Raw genomic sequence first — 14,772 nt, 5'->3', positions numbered from 1 at the left:
GGACCGGTCATTCCGGTTCCTCCGCCCGCCGCGCTGCGCGCGTGCCGCGTTGGAAAGCGGCCATGTTGCCACGGCTTCGCTCCGACGAGTGCCCGGCGCGCCCGGAATCGCCGTCACCCGGCTCCGAATTACGGGCATCCGGGCGAATTCGCGGCGGGGTCGGCAATCTCGGTTCGACTTCCTCCCATTCCGCCGGGCGGGTGAAATCCGTCCTGGTGTCGAACATCGGCTCGGTCGCCAGGATTTCGGTCGGCAGGAGAACCGTCGCCACCGTGCCGTTCTCGGCGGCCTCTTGCAGGACGACCTTGATGCCGCGGCGCGCGGCGAGCTGCGCCACCACGAACAGCCCGAGCCGGGGATCGCCGCGCAACGTGATGTCCTCGAACCGCGGTGGCGTCGACAGCCGCACGTTGGCGTCGTCCCGGTCCGCCGGGCGCATTCCCAGTCCTTCGTCCTCGATCCGCACCAGCACGCCGCGGCGCTCATTGCTGCCGTACACCTGGACTTCCGAGCGCGGCGAGGAGAACGACGTGGCGTTGTCCATCAGCTCCGCCAGCAGGTGGATCACGTCGCCCACCGGCGCACCCACCAGCGACACGTCAGGCATCGGATGAATCCGGATCCGGTCGTAGAGCTCGGTTTCGGCAACCGCCGCGCCCACCACGTCCGCCAGCCGCACCGGCTTTCGCCACTGCCGCCCCGGCTGCTCGCCGGCCAGGATGATCAGGTTCTCCGCGTTGCGGCGGGCCCGGGTGGCGAGGTGGTCGAGCCGCAGCAGCGCGTCCTGCCGCTGCGGGTGCTCCTCGCCTCTCGCCAACTCGTCGAGCACCTTGAACTGGCGGTGCACCAGCCCCTGGTTCCGGTGGGCGATGCCCAGGAAGACCTTGTTGATGCCGGCCTTCGCCTGGTTCTCCCGCACCGCCGCGGCGACCGCGGTGTGGTGCGCGGTGTTGAAGGCCTCCGCCACCTGCCCGATCTCGTCGTTGCCGTGCTCCAGCGGGGAGAGCTCGGTCTCGACGTCGATCTGCTCGCCGCGCTTGAGCCTGGACATGATGTCGGGCAACCGCCCGCTGGCCAGCCGCAGCGTGTCGTCGCGCAGCTTCGCCAGCCTGGTCACCAGCGTCCGGTCGACCAGCCTCCGGGCGTTGCGCGCGGCGAGCACGATGCCGACCAGAACGGCCAGCAGCGCCGCGAGGCTGCCCGCGATCACCTGGACGAACCGGTCGGTCCCGTTCTCCAGGCCGAGGTCGGAGGTCGTCTTGGCCTGCTCGATGGCGATGTCGACCAGGGCCTCGGCGACCGCGTTGGTGGACTGCCGCCACTCCTCCTCGTCGACGGCGAACGTCCCGCTGCGCTGCGGCGGATGCTCGACGAGCGCGTTCTCGAAGCCGACCAGGCGCTGCCAGTCGGGGCTGGCGATGAGTCGCCGGTACAGCTCGATCGTGTTCGGCGCGGCGGCGGGCACCGCGGTTTCCATCCTGGAGTGGTAGGCGCCGACCAGGGCGGAGAAGGACAGGTGGTCCTCGGTGTTGAACTCACCGCCGACCAGCGCGGCACCGCCCAGCGATGCGGCCTGGGACATCTGGTCGGCGGCGCGGAACACGTCGGTCGCCACCAGGGCGGCCTGGCTGACGGCCAGGTCCGGCGTCACCCGCGACTGGGTGTCGAACAGGTTCACGCCGGCGTCGAGCAGCCGGTTGTAGAAGCGGAAGGTCTCCGCCCGCGACGAGTTCCCGGCATCCGCTCGGGCGCGCTGGTGCGGCAGCTGGACCAGCAGCGCGTCGAGGTCGCGCGCCCGGGTCGCGATCCGCGACGGCGCCTCCTCGGCGAGCTGCCCGAGGTTGGCGCGCATCTCGCCGACGGCCGTGTCGGTCCTCGCGCGTTGCGCGATCAGCGCGGCCGGGTCGATGTCCGGGCGGCTGAGCCGCTCCATCGCCAGCTGGCGCTCCTTCTGCAGGGCCGCCAGGCTGTTCACCGCCGGGATCGAGGCGTTCTTCACCCCGACCGCGATCACCCTCGCGCTGTAGCCGTCGTACACGGTCAGCGACGAGAACCCGAGCCAGAGGGCCAGCAGGATCACGCTCGGCACCACGCCGATGCGCGTCAGGCGGGCCCGGATCGTCCTGTAGTCACTACCCGAACTGCTCGTCCGCGTCACAGTGCTCCGCTATGTCGAACCGCCCTGCGACCAGCCCGCTTCCGCACCAGCGCGGGCGGTCGCGCGGCTGAACACTAGCACAGGGTGATCATGAAAACACGGAAACGTTTCATCACCGTTGCCGCGGTCAGGCGTCGTAGTGCGGCTCGGTGCGGAGCAGGAACGTGGCGTCGTCGCCGGGCCCGAGCTCGCGGGGCTCCGCGCCGCGGGTGAACAGCCGCGCGCCGGTGCTGCCGCCGAGCTCGGCGTGCTCACCGCGGACCCGCAGCCAGGCGCCTTCCCGGAGGCCCAGCACGGGCACGTCGTTGTCCTCCAGGAACTCCGCGATCCGCTGCTCGCGGGTCTCGCCCATGTGCGTGCTGCCCGGGTCGGGGTCCAGGTAGTGCGGGTTGATCTGGAACGGCACCAGCCCGATCGCCTCGAACGACGGTGGCTCGACGATCGGCATGTCGTTGCTGGTCCGCAGGCTGGGGCAGGCCATGTTGGTGCCCGCACTCGCGCCCATGTACGGCGTGCCGCCGCGCACGGCCTCGCGCAGCGCGGTGACCAGACCGAGCCGGTGCAGCGTGGACAGCAGGCGGAAGGTGTTCCCGCCGCCGATGAACACGGCCTCGGCCTCGCGCACCGCCGCCACCGGGTCGTCGGCCCGGTGGAGGCCGTCGACGGTGATGCCCAGCGGCGCGACCGCGGCCTGCACCGTCGCCGTGTAGCCGTCGTGGTCGCGCTTGGCGAACGGGACGAACAGCAGCCGCCCGCGACCGGCCAGCAGCTCGGTCACGGCCGGCATGGCGTGTTCGAGGAAACCCGTGCCGTGCTTCATCGAACTGGACAGCAGCAGCAACTCCACGTCGGCCTTCTTTCCCATCGGACGGTCTTCCGAAGCCAGGCTATCCCCGGCCGCCGCCCTCCACAGTGGACAGGGTCAGCGGGGCAGGGGCTGGGTGCGCTCGCTGGTGCCTTCCCACAGGTCTTCGACGTACTCCTGGAGGGTCTTGCCGAGCAGGTAGGCGCCCGCCGGGGCGACCACGGTGAACGTGTCGTCCGGCGACTCCGGGATCACGGCGGCGCGGCCGGACGGCGCGTGGTGCACCTCGATCCCGAACGGCCCGCTGCGCACCGCACCGGAGGCGACCCGCAAGCCGACCGTCAGATGGGCGGTCATCCCGTCCGCGCGCCGCAGCAGGTCGCCGATGGCCTGCGCGTCTTCCGGCGGCACGCGGCGGCGCTTGAGCTCGTAGGCCAGCCAGTCCACCTGGCGATCTCCGCGCTGCTCGGCGTCGGCGCGCGCCTCGGCCAGCACGCGGGTCGGCACGGTGACCTCGCAGCCCTCGGCCGGTTCGCGGTCCGGCAGGCAGCCCACCAGCGCCGGCCACGGCGCATCGGGACGGACCTTCTTCGCGGTCACCGACCCGTCCTGCACCAGCACCCGCGCCGCGTGTCCGTTGCCGACCGCCACGACGGCGCGCAGCTCGGCCTCACCGGGGACGTTGACCTGCGCGAATCCGAACACCGATGCGCGCACCAGGTTCGCGGCCAGCTCGCCCCAGGGGCCGTCCGGCGGCTCGTCGGCGGTCTGCGGCCGCGCGATCAGGAACGCCTCGACCTCCGGCCCGACCGCGTGATCGCGCAGCAGGCCGCCGAACTCCCGCAGGCTGCATCGCATCGCCGGCTCCGTGGTCCATCAAGATCCCCTGTGGGCGGCAGGATATCCGGGGCGCTGCCCGCTTCGTGGCGTTTTGGCCGGGATCGACGGGTGTCAGCGCTCTTCGACCTGGGGCCGGGTGGTGCGGCGCACGATGCCGGCGAGGGCGCTGCTGACGATCGTGACGATCAGCGCGCCCCAGAACGCCGACCAGAAGCCGTCGACGTGGAACGGCAGCCGCAGCTCGCCGGCCAGGTAGCTGGTCAGCCAGAACAGCAGCGCGTTGACCACCAGGCCGAACAGCCCGAGCGTCAGCAGGTAGAGCAGGCAGCCCAGCGTCTTCGCGACCGGCTTGAGCACCACGTTGACGATGCCGAAGATCACCGACACCGCCAGCAGCGTGAGGATCTTCGCCGTGGTGTCCTCACCCTCCAGCGTGATGCCGGGCAGCGCGGTGGTGATCCACACCGCGACCATGGTGATCAGGATGTACAGCAGCGTTGCCACGACGCGCCCCTTCCTGCCGGCTTCCGCCACGAACATCATCGACGCTACCGGTGTCCGGGAGTCGGGCGCTCGCGCGGCGTTGTGATCTCCGGTTCAGCTGAAGAGGGTCGCCATCAACCGGAGCGCGTCGCCGTCGGTGTCGTCGTGCGCTTCGGCGAACCGGAAGACCAGGCCTTCTCGCAGGCCCCAGGGGCAGATCTCCAGCTCGTCCACGCCGATGGTGCGCAGGATCAGCTCGGCGACGATGGCCCCGGCCAGGATGCGGCGGGCGCGGCTGCGCGACACGCCGGGCAGCGCCGCCCGCTGCTTCTGGCCCAGCTCCGCGAGCCGCGGGATCCAGGGGCGCAGCTTGGCGCGGAGCAGCCGGTCGGGGTGGCGGGCCATCCGGCCCGGCGAGCTCTCGGTGAGCACGGCCAGCTGCCGCAGCACCTTGCTCAGCGCCACCGGATGTCCGAGGTCGCGGTCGGCGAAGGTGCGCAGCGAGCCCGGGATGGTGCCGCGGACCGCCGCGACCAGCTCGTCGACCTGCTGCGGCGTCGGCGGATCGTCCGGCAGGTACTGCCTGGTCAGCCGGGCCGCGCCGAACGGCAGCGAGACCACGTCGGCGGGTTCGCCGCCGGTGCCGGTGGCCACGTCTATGGTGCCGCCGCCGATGTCCACCATGGTCAGGACGGTGCCGCAGCGGCCGTGCCAGCGGCGGGCGGCGTGATAGGTGACGGCGGCCTCGTCGCGCGGGCTGAGCACGCCGATGCGCACCCCCGCCGCCTCGCTAAGCCGCTGCCGCAGCTCCGCGCCGTTGACCGCGTCCCGCACCGCCGAGGTCCCGTACGCGATCAGCGCGTCGGGTTTCTCGTCGATGGCCGCGTTCACGCAGTGCCGCACCGCCCGCTCCGCGTGCTCGACGCCCAGCTCGGTGACCAGGCCGTCCGCCCCGGTGTGCTCGGCGAGCCTGGTCCGGGCCTTCGCGCTCCAGTCGGCGCGCGGCATCCGGGACCGGTCGAGGTCGACGATTTCCAGGCGCGCAGCGGTGGACCCGATGTCCAGCAGAGCCAATTTCATGCCGCGACCGTCCGCGCACCACGCGGCTCGCGGCTCGGCGTGGTGGAGGTAATTGGCGGCATGCTCCCATTGTCGGGGTCATTTCGGTCGAAAATCCCGCCACGCCAAGGTTTTCTTGAGAGTTGTGTCACATTCTCGGGGCCGGGCGCCGTCTCCCGGCGCGACTTACCCGGCGGTAGCCTCTGGACTACCTCGGCGGCGTGGCCGACGCCCCGGCATCGCCGCTCGCCACAGACCGGAAGGGTTCGGCCGATGCGCATCGGGATGCCGCTGAACTACAGCGGAGGGTTCAAAGAAACCGTCGACGACCTGGCCACCTACGAGAAGGCCGGACTGGACATCGTGTACGTCCCGGAGGCGTACTCGTTCGACGCGGTCAGCCAGATGGGCTTCATCGCCGCCCGCACCGAACGCCTGGAGATCGCCTCCGGCATCCTGCAGATCTACACCCGCACGCCGACGCTGACCGCGATGACCGCGGCGGGCCTGGACTTCGTCTCCGACGGCCGGTTCACCCTGGGCATCGGCGCGTCCGGGCCGCAGGTCATCGAGGGCTTCCACGGGGTGCCCTACCACGCGCCGCTGGGCCGGACCCGCGAGATCGTCGACATCTGCCGCCAGGTCTGGCGCCGCGAGAAGGTCCAGCACGAGGGCAAGCACTACAGCATCCCGCTGCCCGCAGACCAGGGCACCGGACTGGGCAAGCCGCTGAAGATCATCAACCACCCGGTGCGCGACCGGATCCCGATCATGATCGCCGCGATCGGGCCGAAGAACGTCGAGCTGGTCGCCGAGATCGCCGAGGCCTGGGAGCCGATCTTCTACCTGCCGGAGCGGGCGGCCGAGGTGTGGGGCGAGCCGCTGGCGGCGGGCAAGGCGAAGCGCGACGCGTCGCTGCCGCCGCTGGACGTGGTCGCCCAGGCGCCGCTGGCCATCGGCGAGGGGCTCGACGACCTGCTGGACTTCGCGCGGCCGCACGTGGCGCTCTACGTCGGCGGGATGGGCGCGAAGGGCAAGAACTTCTACAACAACCTGGCCCGCCGCTACGGCTTCGAGGCCGAGGCGGAGCTGATCCAGGACCTCTACCTCAGCGGCAAGAAGGAGGAGGCCGCCGCGGCGGTGCCCCGCGAGCTGCTGGAGAAGACCTCGCTGGTCGGCACCGCGAGCCACGTCAAGGAGCGGCTGGCGGCGCTGAAGGAATCGGGCGTCACGACCCTCAACGTGACGCCGCTGGCGGGCGATGCGGCCGGCCGGGCCAAGCTCATCGAGCAGGTCAAGCAACTCGCCACCGACGCCTGAGCGGGGTTCCGCAATTTCAATGGAAATCGAACCTCTGATTTCCATTGAAATTGCGGGAGTTGTCCACAGCCTCCGGCGTGTCGGGGTCCGACACGCCGGAGGTCCGCAGTTTGAATTGAAACTGCGGGGAAGATCCTCATCTTGTCAATGGCAAGATGGGCGCATGAGCACGGAGCGGCCCTACCATCACGGAGATCTCCGCCAGACCCTGCTGGACGCGGCGGTCGAGATGATCGCCGAGAACGGCCCGGCGCAGCTGAGCCTCCGGGACCTGGCCCGGCGCGCCGGCGTTTCGCACGCCGCGCCGCGGCACCACTTCAAGGACAAGGCCGGGCTGTTCACCGCGCTGGCCGCGGAAGGCTACCGACTGCTCGCGGAAGCCCTGGCCGACGACCTGGCGCTGATCGAGCTCGGCGCCCGCTACGTCGGCTTCGCGGTGGCGCACCCGAGCCACTTCGAGGTGATGCACCAACCGGACCGGTGCCACCTCGACGATCCCGACCTGCTCGCCGCGAAGGCCCGGGCCTGGGACGCCCTGCGGGCGGGCCTGCCCGCGACGCTCGACGACGCCGAAGCCGACCGGGCCGCGCTCGCGGCGTGGTCCATCGCGCACGGCTTCGCGACGCTCTGCCTGACCGGCAACCTCCCGGCGGCGGCGCGCGACCGGGATCCCGCCAAAGCGTTCCGCGACATCGCCGGGCTCCTCGACGTCGACCCCGACTAGGACGTTTCCGCAGGTGAATGCCCGTGAGCACTTTGTGCTGCCATGGCAACCCAAAGTGCTCACGGGGCCTGACCAGGCGAGACCTAGGCTTCCGCCACCGCTTCGCGGGCGTGCTGGGGCTCCGCCGAACCGGCCTTGTGGGTCTCGCGCAACAGCAGCACCGAACCGAGCGTGCACAGGCCCATCAGCAGCAGGTACACCGACACCGACGCCGAGCTGCCGGTGGCCGCCAGCAGGGCGGTCATGATGAACGGCGTGCCGCCGCTGACCAGGATCGCCGCCAGCTGGTAGGCCAGCGACGCACCCGAGTACCGGACGCGCGGGGCGAACAGCTCGCTCAGGTACGCCGCCAGCGGCCCGTAGGTCAGGCTCGACCCGATGCTGCCCACCGTCGCCGCGATCGCCACCCCGGCGATCGACGCGGTGTCGACCAGCCAGAAGAACGGGAACGCCCACACCGCCAGCAGGACCGCACCGGCCACGATCAGCGGGCGCCTGCCCCAGCGGTCCGACAGCGCGCCGCTGGCGAAGATCACGACGATGCCGACCGCCGACGACACCAGCGTCACCGCCAGCAGCGACTGGCGCGGCATGCCCAGCTCGCGGGTGCCGTAGTCGAGCAGGCCCGAGATGCTGATGTAGAAGATCGAGTTGGTGGCGAACAGCAGGCCCGCGCCCAGCAGCACGGTCCGCTTGCTGGTGCGCAGCACCTCCATCAGCGGCGCCTTGACGACCTCCGCGTCCGCCTTCTCCTTGCGCTCCTTCAGCTCCTGGAACACCGGGGTGTCCTCGATCTTCATCTGGATGTACAGCACGACCGGCGCCAGCACCGCGCTGGCCAGGAACGGGATCCGCCAGCCCCACGCCTGGAAGGCCTCGGGGCTCAGCGCCGCGCCGACCGCGAGGAACGTGATGTTGCCGAGGATCACGCCGAACGGCACGCCCATCTGCCCGAAGGTGCCCGCCATCCCGCGCCGGCCGCGGCCGGCGTTCTCGGTGAGCAGCAGGACGATGCCGCCCCACTGCCCGCCGACCGCGATGCCCTGCAGGAACCGCAGCGTCACCAGCAGGATCGGCGCGAACACGCCGATGGAGTCCGCGCCGGGCAGGACGCCGATCAGGAACGTCGCCGTGCCCATCATGATCAGGCAGGTCACCACGGCCGGCTTGCGGCCGATCTTGTCGCCGAGGTGCCCGAAGATCAGGCCGCCGACGGGCCGGGCGATGAAGCCCGCCCAGAACGTCGCGAAGGACAGCAGGACGCCGATCAGCGGGCTGGCGCCGGGGAAGAACAGGTGGCCGAAGACCAGGGCCGCGGCCGTAGCGTAGATGAAGAAGTCGTACCACTCGATGGAGCTGGCGATCAGCGCCGCGATCATCAGCTTCTTGGGGGTCCTGCTGGCGTGCGTCGTCGGGTCACTCGCAGTCATCGACAGACTCCCTTGACTTGATGGCTGGAGACCAAGATCTTTTTCAGACCGACCGGTTGGTACGACTGTGATGTGCGTCTCTACTCTCGTCAAGGCCGAATTCACATCCAGACCGAAGCCGTCTCAGTGCCCCATTTGCGCGTTCAGCTGGTCACGACGGAGTAACTCGTCCGGCCTACCCCGCGCCAGGGCGGGCGGGACTCGATCGCGTCGGCCGTTTCGATCAGGAGAGACTGTCGGTGTGACTGGATCGACGCTGCTGCACCTGCTGCCGCTGAAAACCTTCCACGCCGACCGGAACTCCCCCGTCAGATCCGCCAGCCTCGAGACCGAGGGCTTCGTGCACTGCTCGCCGGACGAGCGCACCACGCTCGCGGTGGCGAACACCCTGTACCGCGAAACGACCGAACCGATGGTGGCACTGGAGCTGGACCCCGCGAAGCTGTCGGCGCCGGTGCGCTGGGAGGAGCCGAATCCGGCGCCCCCGGCGGGCACGCCGGCGGATGCGCTGTTCCCGCATGTCTACGGGCCGCTGGAGCGGGAGGCGGTGATCGGCGTCCGCTACGCCCGGCGCGACGCGGCGGGGCGCTACCTGAGCCTGGAGACGCGCAGCCGGACCGCCGAGGAGTTCGACCTGCTGCCGCACCCGGAGGGCGGCTGGTACCGGCAGACCTGGGCCGGACCGGTCCGGATCGAGCACAACGGCGGCACCCGGTCGAGCGCGACGATGATCTACTTCCTGCTGCCGCCCGGCCAGTTGTCCGCCTGGCACACGGTCGCTTCCGACGAGCTGTGGCTGTGGCACCGGGGCGGGCCGCTGACCCTCTGCCTCGGTGGCGACGGGCCGCGCCCGGTCGACGAGCCCGAGCGGTTGGTGCTCGGCGCGGGCGCCGGGCAGGCGCCGCAGGCCGTGGTCCCCGCCGGCACCTGGCAGTGCGCACAGGCCGCCGCGACGGCCGAGACGCTGGTCAGCTGCGTTGTTTCGCCAGGATTCGACTTCGCCGACTTCCGGGTCCTGTAGGCCGGTCGAAGGAGTGCCGGGGCCCGGGGCGACGCATCGCGCCGGGACCGCCGGCAGGTGCTGCGGCCCGGCCGCGGACCGCCTCGGCGGACGTCCGGAGCACCGCGAGGACCACTGCGAACGCGGCGGCGAGGGCGTTGCGCCGGGGTCGCCCGCCCGGCGCCGCTCGCTGCTGCCGGTACTCGGCGACGAGTCTGCCGGTCTCGCGATGCCGGCCCCGCGCGGTCTCGCGGCGCGGCACGCCGGAACCGAGCATCTTGCGCTCCACCCAGGACATCGTGATCAGCGAGCCGATGATCGCTCCGATGCCGATCGAGGCAGCCAACGCGAACCCTGCCAGCGAATTGATCACCGGCACCACCCCCCCACGACGCAGCGGGCCACCGGTTCTAGCGACTCTTGCCGTCGACGCGAAAGGCACCGCACCAATGCCGTTTTCGCTGTGGCCCTTGGAGATTCACCGTAATTCGGGACGTTCATGACCGCTGGGCGTGAACGGCCCCACTCGCCCGAACAGGTGAAAAGTGATCAGGTTCGCCGGTTCGCCGGACGGCGGGCTCGGCGTGATCGGGCGGACAGTTCTTGATCGGGCAAAACGCGCGGAACCGGAGCTACCATCGAAAACGGTCCGGCCACCGCCGGCACCCGGCCGCCGAGAAGGCGCGGCGCCGGGCAACCCGCCGCGATCGGCGCGCGTGTTCCACAGCAGCCCGCTGTTCGCACCGGGATCGTCGACGGGCCGCGATTTCAGGGGAGGTAATCGGGTCGTGAGGGGTTACACCGTCCACCTGCTGTTCCATCTGCTGGCTATCGCGGCCGGTGCCGCGTGCGGCATCGCGGGCGGGCTGTGGTGGTTCGGCGACGACCCGAGCGGCCTGTGGCTGGGGACCGGCGCGCTCGCCGTCGGGGTCATCGTGCTGATCCTGGAATCCCTCTACATCAGCGCCGACCAGCCGGCCGCGCCGCCGCGGCAGCCGTCGCGACCGCCGCTGGAGTCGCGGCCGCGGATCCCGCTGCCGCCCCGCGAGCGCACCCGGCCCGATCTCGAACCCGTGGCGGCCCCGCCGTCGGACACGCTGCTCCAGCCCTCGATGGATGCCGCCAAGTCCGTCGACCAGGAGACCAAGACCTCGGCGCTCGACGCGCTCGACGCGCAGTGGAGCGACGACCGGTCGACCCGCCAGGCCTGATCCGCGACCGATCGCACGCAACCCGAACGCACTCCGCCGCGTCCTACGGACGCAAGATCCACAACCAGGAGTGCCACGATGGCTACGCAGGACCATGCAGTCCTAGCCAGGGACGTGCGGCGCAGATTCGGTGCGGTGGAAGCCGTGCGCGGGCTGGACCTCGACGTTCCCTACGGCGAGGTGACCGCGCTCGTCGGACCGAACGGCGCGGGCAAGACGACATTGCTGTTGATGCTGGCCACCCTGCTGGCGCCCGACTCGGGCGAGCTGCGGGTGGCCGGCCTGGACCCGGTGGCGGATCCGCTGGCGGTGCGCCGGCGGCTCGGCTGGATGCCGGACGTCTTCGGCGTGTACGACCAGTTGACCGCCCGCGAGTACCTGGACTTCTTCGCGACCGCCTACCGCCTCCCGGCCGCCGACGCGCGGACCCGGTTGGCCGAGCTGCTCGAACTGGTGCGCCTGGCGGAGTTCGCCGACCAACCGGTGCACGTGCTCTCGCGCGGGCAGAAGCAGCGCCTCGCGGTCGCCCGCGCGCTCGTGCACCGGCCGTCGGTGCTGTTGCTCGACGAGCCCGCGTCGGGCCTCGATCCGCGTTCCCGCGTCGAGCTCCGCGACCTGCTGCGCGCCCAGGCGGCGGAAGGCACCGCGGTGCTGGTGTCCAGCCACATCCTCAGCGAGCTGTCCGAGGTCGCGGAGCGGGTCGTGTTCGTCAACGGCGGCCGGACCGCCGGCCAGCACCGGATGGACGAGCTCGATCATCGCGCGGTGTGGCGGGTGCGCGCGCTCTCCGGCGACCTGCCCGCCGCGTTGGAGCGGCACGGGATCGAGCACGCCGCCCATGCCGCCGGGGTCGACGTGCAGGTGACTTCCGAGCAGGCCGCGGCGGAACTGCTCGCGCGGCTGGTCGCCGACGGCGTGCAGGTGTCGAGCTTCGCCCCGACCGGCAACCACCTGGAGTCCGCCTACCTGGCCTACACCGAGGAGCGCCGATGACCTTGAGCGGCATCAAGATCGTGGCCAAGCAGGAGTTCCGGGTGCGCCTGCGCACCGGCCGGTGGCGGTGGCTGCTGGCCGCGTGGTTCGTCGTCGTCGCGGGCTTCGCCGCCCTGCTCAGGTACTCCGTGGCGATCGTGCGCGAGGACTCCGGCATCGCCGCCGACTACACCGGCATCCCGCTGTTCGGCGGCGTGATGCTGTTCGTGCTCGCGCTGGCGCTGCTGGTGGCGCCCGCCCTGACGGCGCAGTCGATCAACGGCGACCGCGAGCGCGGCACCCTCGCCACGGTGCAGGCGACGCCGCTGTCGGCGTGGGAGATCACGCTGGGCAAGTTCGCGGCCGCCTGGATCACCGGGCTGGTCTTCCTCGGGCTGACGCTGCCGTTCGTCGTGTGGGCGCTGTTCGAGGGCGGCGTCGGGCCGTTGCGCGCGCTCGCGGTGCTCGCGATCGTCGCGCTGCTGATCGGCGTGATCTGCGCGATGGCGCAGGGCCTTTCGGCGCTGTTCGCGCGCGGGATCACCTCGACGCTGATGTCCTACCTGCTGGTGTTCGCCCTGACCGTGGGCACGGTGATCGTCTTCGGGCTATCCCTGCCGCTGACGATGACGGAGAAGACGTACACGCCGACCAGCGAGCAAGCCGCCTCCGGCATGGAGCCCTCCACCTACGACGTGCCGCAGCCGAAGTACGTCTGGTGGCTGATGGCACCGAACCCGTTCATCGTGCTCGGCGACGCCGCGCCCGCCCCGCCGAGCCGGATCAACCCGCGCACCGGCGAGGAGGAACCGATCGTCGAGATGGATCCGCTGAGCACCATCGGGCTGATGGCGCGCAGCATGCGGGTGGAGCAGGACACCTACGACACGGATGCCTTGGCGACGAGCCCGGCCGTGTGGCCCTACGGGCTCGGGTTCAACTTGCTGCTCGGGGCCGGTGCGCTGTGGCTGAGCGCGAACCGGCTGCGCACGCCGGTGCGCGGGCTCACCCGCGGCGTGCGGATCGCCTGACACCGCCGGTCCGCTGAGCCGCGGCCCGGCTCAGCGGACCGGCAGCTGCGCTCGCGCCGCCGCGGCCGCCCTGATCACGGCCGCCTCACGATGAGCCGGATCATCTTGCCGGGAGTGACCTGAGCCACAATCCTGTCTTCAGTACGCCGCTGCGGCGCGAGCGGGCCGACGGTCCGCCCGGGCACCTGGGTGAGGAGGGCCACCCATGTCAATCATGCGTGTCAAATCGGTCGAACAATCCATCCGAGATGCCGAGGCCCCGGAATTTCGCCTGCGCCGCGTGCTGCGCGCGGTCGATCTGCTGGGCATCGGCATCGGCGCGATCATCGGCACCGGCATCTTCGTGCTGACCGGCGTCGCCGCGGCCACCGATGCCGGGCCCGGCATCGCGATCTCGTTCGTCATCTCCGGAATCGCGTGCGGCCTGGCCGCGCTCTGCTACGCCGAGTTCGCGTCTGTCGTGCCGGTGGCCGGCTCGGCGTACACGTTCTCCTACGCGTCGATGGGCGAATTCCTGGCCTGGATCATCGGCTGGGACCTGATGCTGGAGTTCGTCCTCGGCGCGTCCACCGTGTCCGTCGGCTGGTCCAGGTACTTCGTCGCGGCGCTCGAGTCGATCGGCATGGGGTTGCCGGCGGCGTTGACCGCCGCGCCGGGCGCCGGCGGCGTGGTGAACCTGCCCGCCGCGATCATCGCCCTGATCCTCACCGTCGTCCTGGTGGTCGGCATCCGGCTCAGCGCCGCGGTGACCAACGTGGTCGTGGCGATCAAGCTCGTCGTGGTGCTGTTCTTCATCATCTTCGGCGCGTTCTTCGTCAAGGCGTCCAACTGGAGCCCGTTCATCCCGCCGCACCAGCCGCCGGAGCCCGGCGCCGTGGCGGCACCGCTGGACGAACCGCTGGTCAACGCGTTCTTCGGGCAGACCGGGTCGTTCGGACTGAGTGGCCTGGTGGCGGGCGCGGCACTGGTGTTCTTCGCCTACATCGGCTTCGACATCGTCGCCAGCGGCGCGGAGGAGACCCGCAAGCCGCAGCGCGACATGCCGATCGGCATCCTCGGTTCGCTGGCCGTCTGCTCGATCCTGTACGTGCTGGTGTCGCTGGTGATGACCGGCGTCGTCAAGTACGACCAGCTGAACACCGCGGCGCCGATGGCCACCGCGTTCCAGGCGATCGGCGCGCCGTGGGCGGCCGGACTCGTCTCGCTCGGCGCGATCGCCGGCCTGACCACGGTGATCCTGATCCTGATGCTGGGGCAGGCCCGGGTCGGGTTCGCGATGAGCCGGGACGGCCTGCTGCCGGTGTGGTTCGCCAAGGTGCACCCGAAGTTCCGCACGCCGTACCGGATCACCGTGATCACCGGGATCGTGGTGGCGGCCATCGCCTCGCTGACGCCGATCAACGTGCTCGCCGAGATGACCAACATCGGCACCCTGTTCGCGTTCGTGCTGGTGTCCATCGGCGTCCTGGTGCTGCGCCGCACCCGGCCGGACCTGCCGCGGTCCTTCCGGGTGCCGTGGGTGCCGGTGCTCCCGATCCTGGCCGCGGCGGCCTGCCTGTACCTGATGCTCAACCTGGTCGGCTGGACGTGGATCCGGTTCGGCATCTGGATGCTGATCGGCCTGGTCCTCTACTTCGTGTTCAGCAGGAGGCACAGCAGGCTCGGCAAGGGCCAGACCATCGACGAGGCCGCCGAGGAGACCTGATCCGCTGCGCAGCCGCTCGTGAGCGATGGTTCCG

The 14,772-nt window shown here is 70.9% G+C and carries 14 protein-coding genes; 7 read left to right on the top strand and 7 right to left on the bottom strand.

Translation table 11 applies throughout. The features are described 5' to 3' along the window. Positions 1–7: 7 nt before the first annotated feature. From E1288_RS09545 to E1288_RS09525, 5 genes are all read right to left on the bottom strand, one after another. Positions 8–2,158 carry a sensor histidine kinase gene (locus tag E1288_RS09545; protein ID WP_235883449.1) on the bottom strand — a complete coding sequence of 717 codons (2,151 nt, stop codon included), beginning with the start codon at positions 2,156–2,158 and terminating at the stop codon, positions 8–10. Positions 2,159–2,285: 127 nt separating this feature from the next. Further along, entirely contained in the window at positions 2,286–3,023 is a 738-nt protein-coding gene (pepE, locus tag E1288_RS09540) for a dipeptidase PepE (protein ID WP_235883448.1), read from the bottom strand. A 57-nt stretch (positions 3,024–3,080) separates the two neighbouring features. Beyond that, entirely contained in the window at positions 3,081–3,821 is a 741-nt protein-coding gene (locus E1288_RS09535; RefSeq protein ID WP_132483424.1) for an ESX secretion-associated protein EspG, read from the bottom strand. A 93-nt stretch (positions 3,822–3,914) separates the two neighbouring features. After that, positions 3,915–4,307: a phage holin family protein gene (locus tag E1288_RS09530; RefSeq protein ID WP_132483423.1), complete on the bottom strand. Its 393-nt coding sequence runs from the start codon at positions 4,305–4,307 to the stop codon at positions 3,915–3,917. 93 nt (positions 4,308–4,400) lie between these two features. Further along, positions 4,401–5,366, bottom strand: a complete 966-nt coding sequence (locus tag E1288_RS09525) for a Ppx/GppA phosphatase family protein (RefSeq protein WP_132483422.1) — start codon at positions 5,364–5,366, stop codon at positions 4,401–4,403. A gap of 252 nt (positions 5,367–5,618) precedes the next feature. On the opposite strand from E1288_RS09525, the gene E1288_RS09520 reads away from it, so the two are divergent. Both E1288_RS09520 and E1288_RS09515 read left to right on the top strand, forming a co-directional pair. Then, positions 5,619–6,665 (top strand): LLM class F420-dependent oxidoreductase, encoded by a 1,047-nt coding sequence (locus E1288_RS09520; protein WP_132483421.1) that lies wholly within the window; start codon positions 5,619–5,621, stop codon positions 6,663–6,665. Positions 6,666–6,828: 163 nt separating this feature from the next. Beyond that, entirely contained in the window at positions 6,829–7,389 is a 561-nt protein-coding gene (locus E1288_RS09515; RefSeq protein ID WP_132483420.1) for a TetR/AcrR family transcriptional regulator, read from the top strand. A gap of 83 nt (positions 7,390–7,472) precedes the next feature. Here the strand turns inward: E1288_RS09515 and E1288_RS09510 are convergent, their stop codons facing one another. Next, a complete protein-coding gene (locus tag E1288_RS09510; RefSeq protein ID WP_132483418.1) occupies positions 7,473–8,819 on the bottom strand; it encodes an MFS transporter in 1,347 nt (448 codons plus the stop codon). A 241-nt stretch (positions 8,820–9,060) separates the two neighbouring features. On the opposite strand from E1288_RS09510, the gene E1288_RS09505 reads away from it, so the two are divergent. Beyond that, complete coding sequence (locus E1288_RS09505; RefSeq protein ID WP_235883447.1) at positions 9,061–9,840, top strand: cupin domain-containing protein; 780 nt, start codon at positions 9,061–9,063, stop codon at positions 9,838–9,840. On the opposite strand, the gene E1288_RS09500 is transcribed toward E1288_RS09505, so the two are convergent. After that, positions 9,788–10,192 carry a hypothetical protein gene (locus E1288_RS09500; RefSeq protein WP_132483414.1) on the bottom strand — a complete coding sequence of 135 codons (405 nt, stop codon included), beginning with the start codon at positions 10,190–10,192 and terminating at the stop codon, positions 9,788–9,790. The genes E1288_RS09505 and E1288_RS09500 overlap by 53 nt on opposite strands. A 415-nt stretch (positions 10,193–10,607) precedes the next feature. Between E1288_RS09500 and E1288_RS09495 the strand changes: the two genes are divergently transcribed. The 4 genes from E1288_RS09495 (at position 10,608) to E1288_RS09480 (ending at position 14,738) form a co-directional block, all read left to right on the top strand. Then, entirely contained in the window at positions 10,608–11,030 is a 423-nt protein-coding gene (locus tag E1288_RS09495) for a hypothetical protein (protein ID WP_132483412.1), read from the top strand. Between the two features lie 78 nt (positions 11,031–11,108). After that, the gene (locus tag E1288_RS09490; protein WP_132483410.1) at positions 11,109–12,023 is read left to right on the top strand and encodes an ABC transporter ATP-binding protein; all 915 of its coding nucleotides are present in this window, start codon (positions 11,109–11,111) and stop codon (positions 12,021–12,023) included. Beyond that, positions 12,020–13,033, top strand: coding sequence for an ABC transporter permease (locus E1288_RS09485; RefSeq protein ID WP_132483408.1), 1,014 nt, complete (start codon positions 12,020–12,022; stop codon positions 13,031–13,033). Before E1288_RS09490 ends, E1288_RS09485 begins: the two co-directional genes overlap by 4 nt. A gap of 205 nt (positions 13,034–13,238) precedes the next feature. After that, positions 13,239–14,738: an amino acid permease gene (locus E1288_RS09480; RefSeq protein ID WP_132483406.1), complete on the top strand. Its 1,500-nt coding sequence runs from the start codon at positions 13,239–13,241 to the stop codon at positions 14,736–14,738. Positions 14,739–14,772 lie beyond the last annotated feature (34 nt).

The sequence above is a fragment of the Saccharopolyspora elongata genome (genome assembly GCF_004348985.1).
In the GTDB taxonomy this organism is placed as follows: domain Bacteria; phylum Actinomycetota; class Actinomycetes; order Mycobacteriales; family Pseudonocardiaceae; genus Saccharopolyspora; species Saccharopolyspora elongata.
This window is presented reverse-complemented; position numbering and strand designations above follow the sequence as displayed.

Bases quoted from the DNA above. Each gene is read 5' to 3' on its own strand.
- E1288_RS09515 (WP_132483420.1), top strand. From the start codon at position 6,829: ATGAGCACGGAGCGGCCCTACCATCACGGAGATCTCCGCCAGACCCTG.
- E1288_RS09525 (WP_132483422.1), bottom strand. From the start codon at position 5,366: ATGAAATTGGCTCTGCTGGACATCGGGTCCACCGCTGCGCGCCTGGAA.
- E1288_RS09490 (WP_132483410.1), top strand. From the start codon at position 11,109: ATGGCTACGCAGGACCATGCAGTCCTAGCCAGGGACGTGCGGCGCAGA.
- E1288_RS09520 (WP_132483421.1), top strand. From the start codon at position 5,619: ATGCGCATCGGGATGCCGCTGAACTACAGCGGAGGGTTCAAAGAAACC.
- E1288_RS09485 (WP_132483408.1), top strand. From the start codon at position 12,020: ATGACCTTGAGCGGCATCAAGATCGTGGCCAAGCAGGAGTTCCGGGTG.
- E1288_RS09510 (WP_132483418.1), bottom strand. From the start codon at position 8,819: ATGACTGCGAGTGACCCGACGACGCACGCCAGCAGGACCCCCAAGAAG.
- pepE (WP_235883448.1), bottom strand. From the start codon at position 3,023: ATGGGAAAGAAGGCCGACGTGGAGTTGCTGCTGCTGTCCAGTTCGATG.
- E1288_RS09535 (WP_132483424.1), bottom strand. From the start codon at position 3,821: ATGCGATGCAGCCTGCGGGAGTTCGGCGGCCTGCTGCGCGATCACGCG.
- E1288_RS09480 (WP_132483406.1), top strand. From the start codon at position 13,239: ATGTCAATCATGCGTGTCAAATCGGTCGAACAATCCATCCGAGATGCC.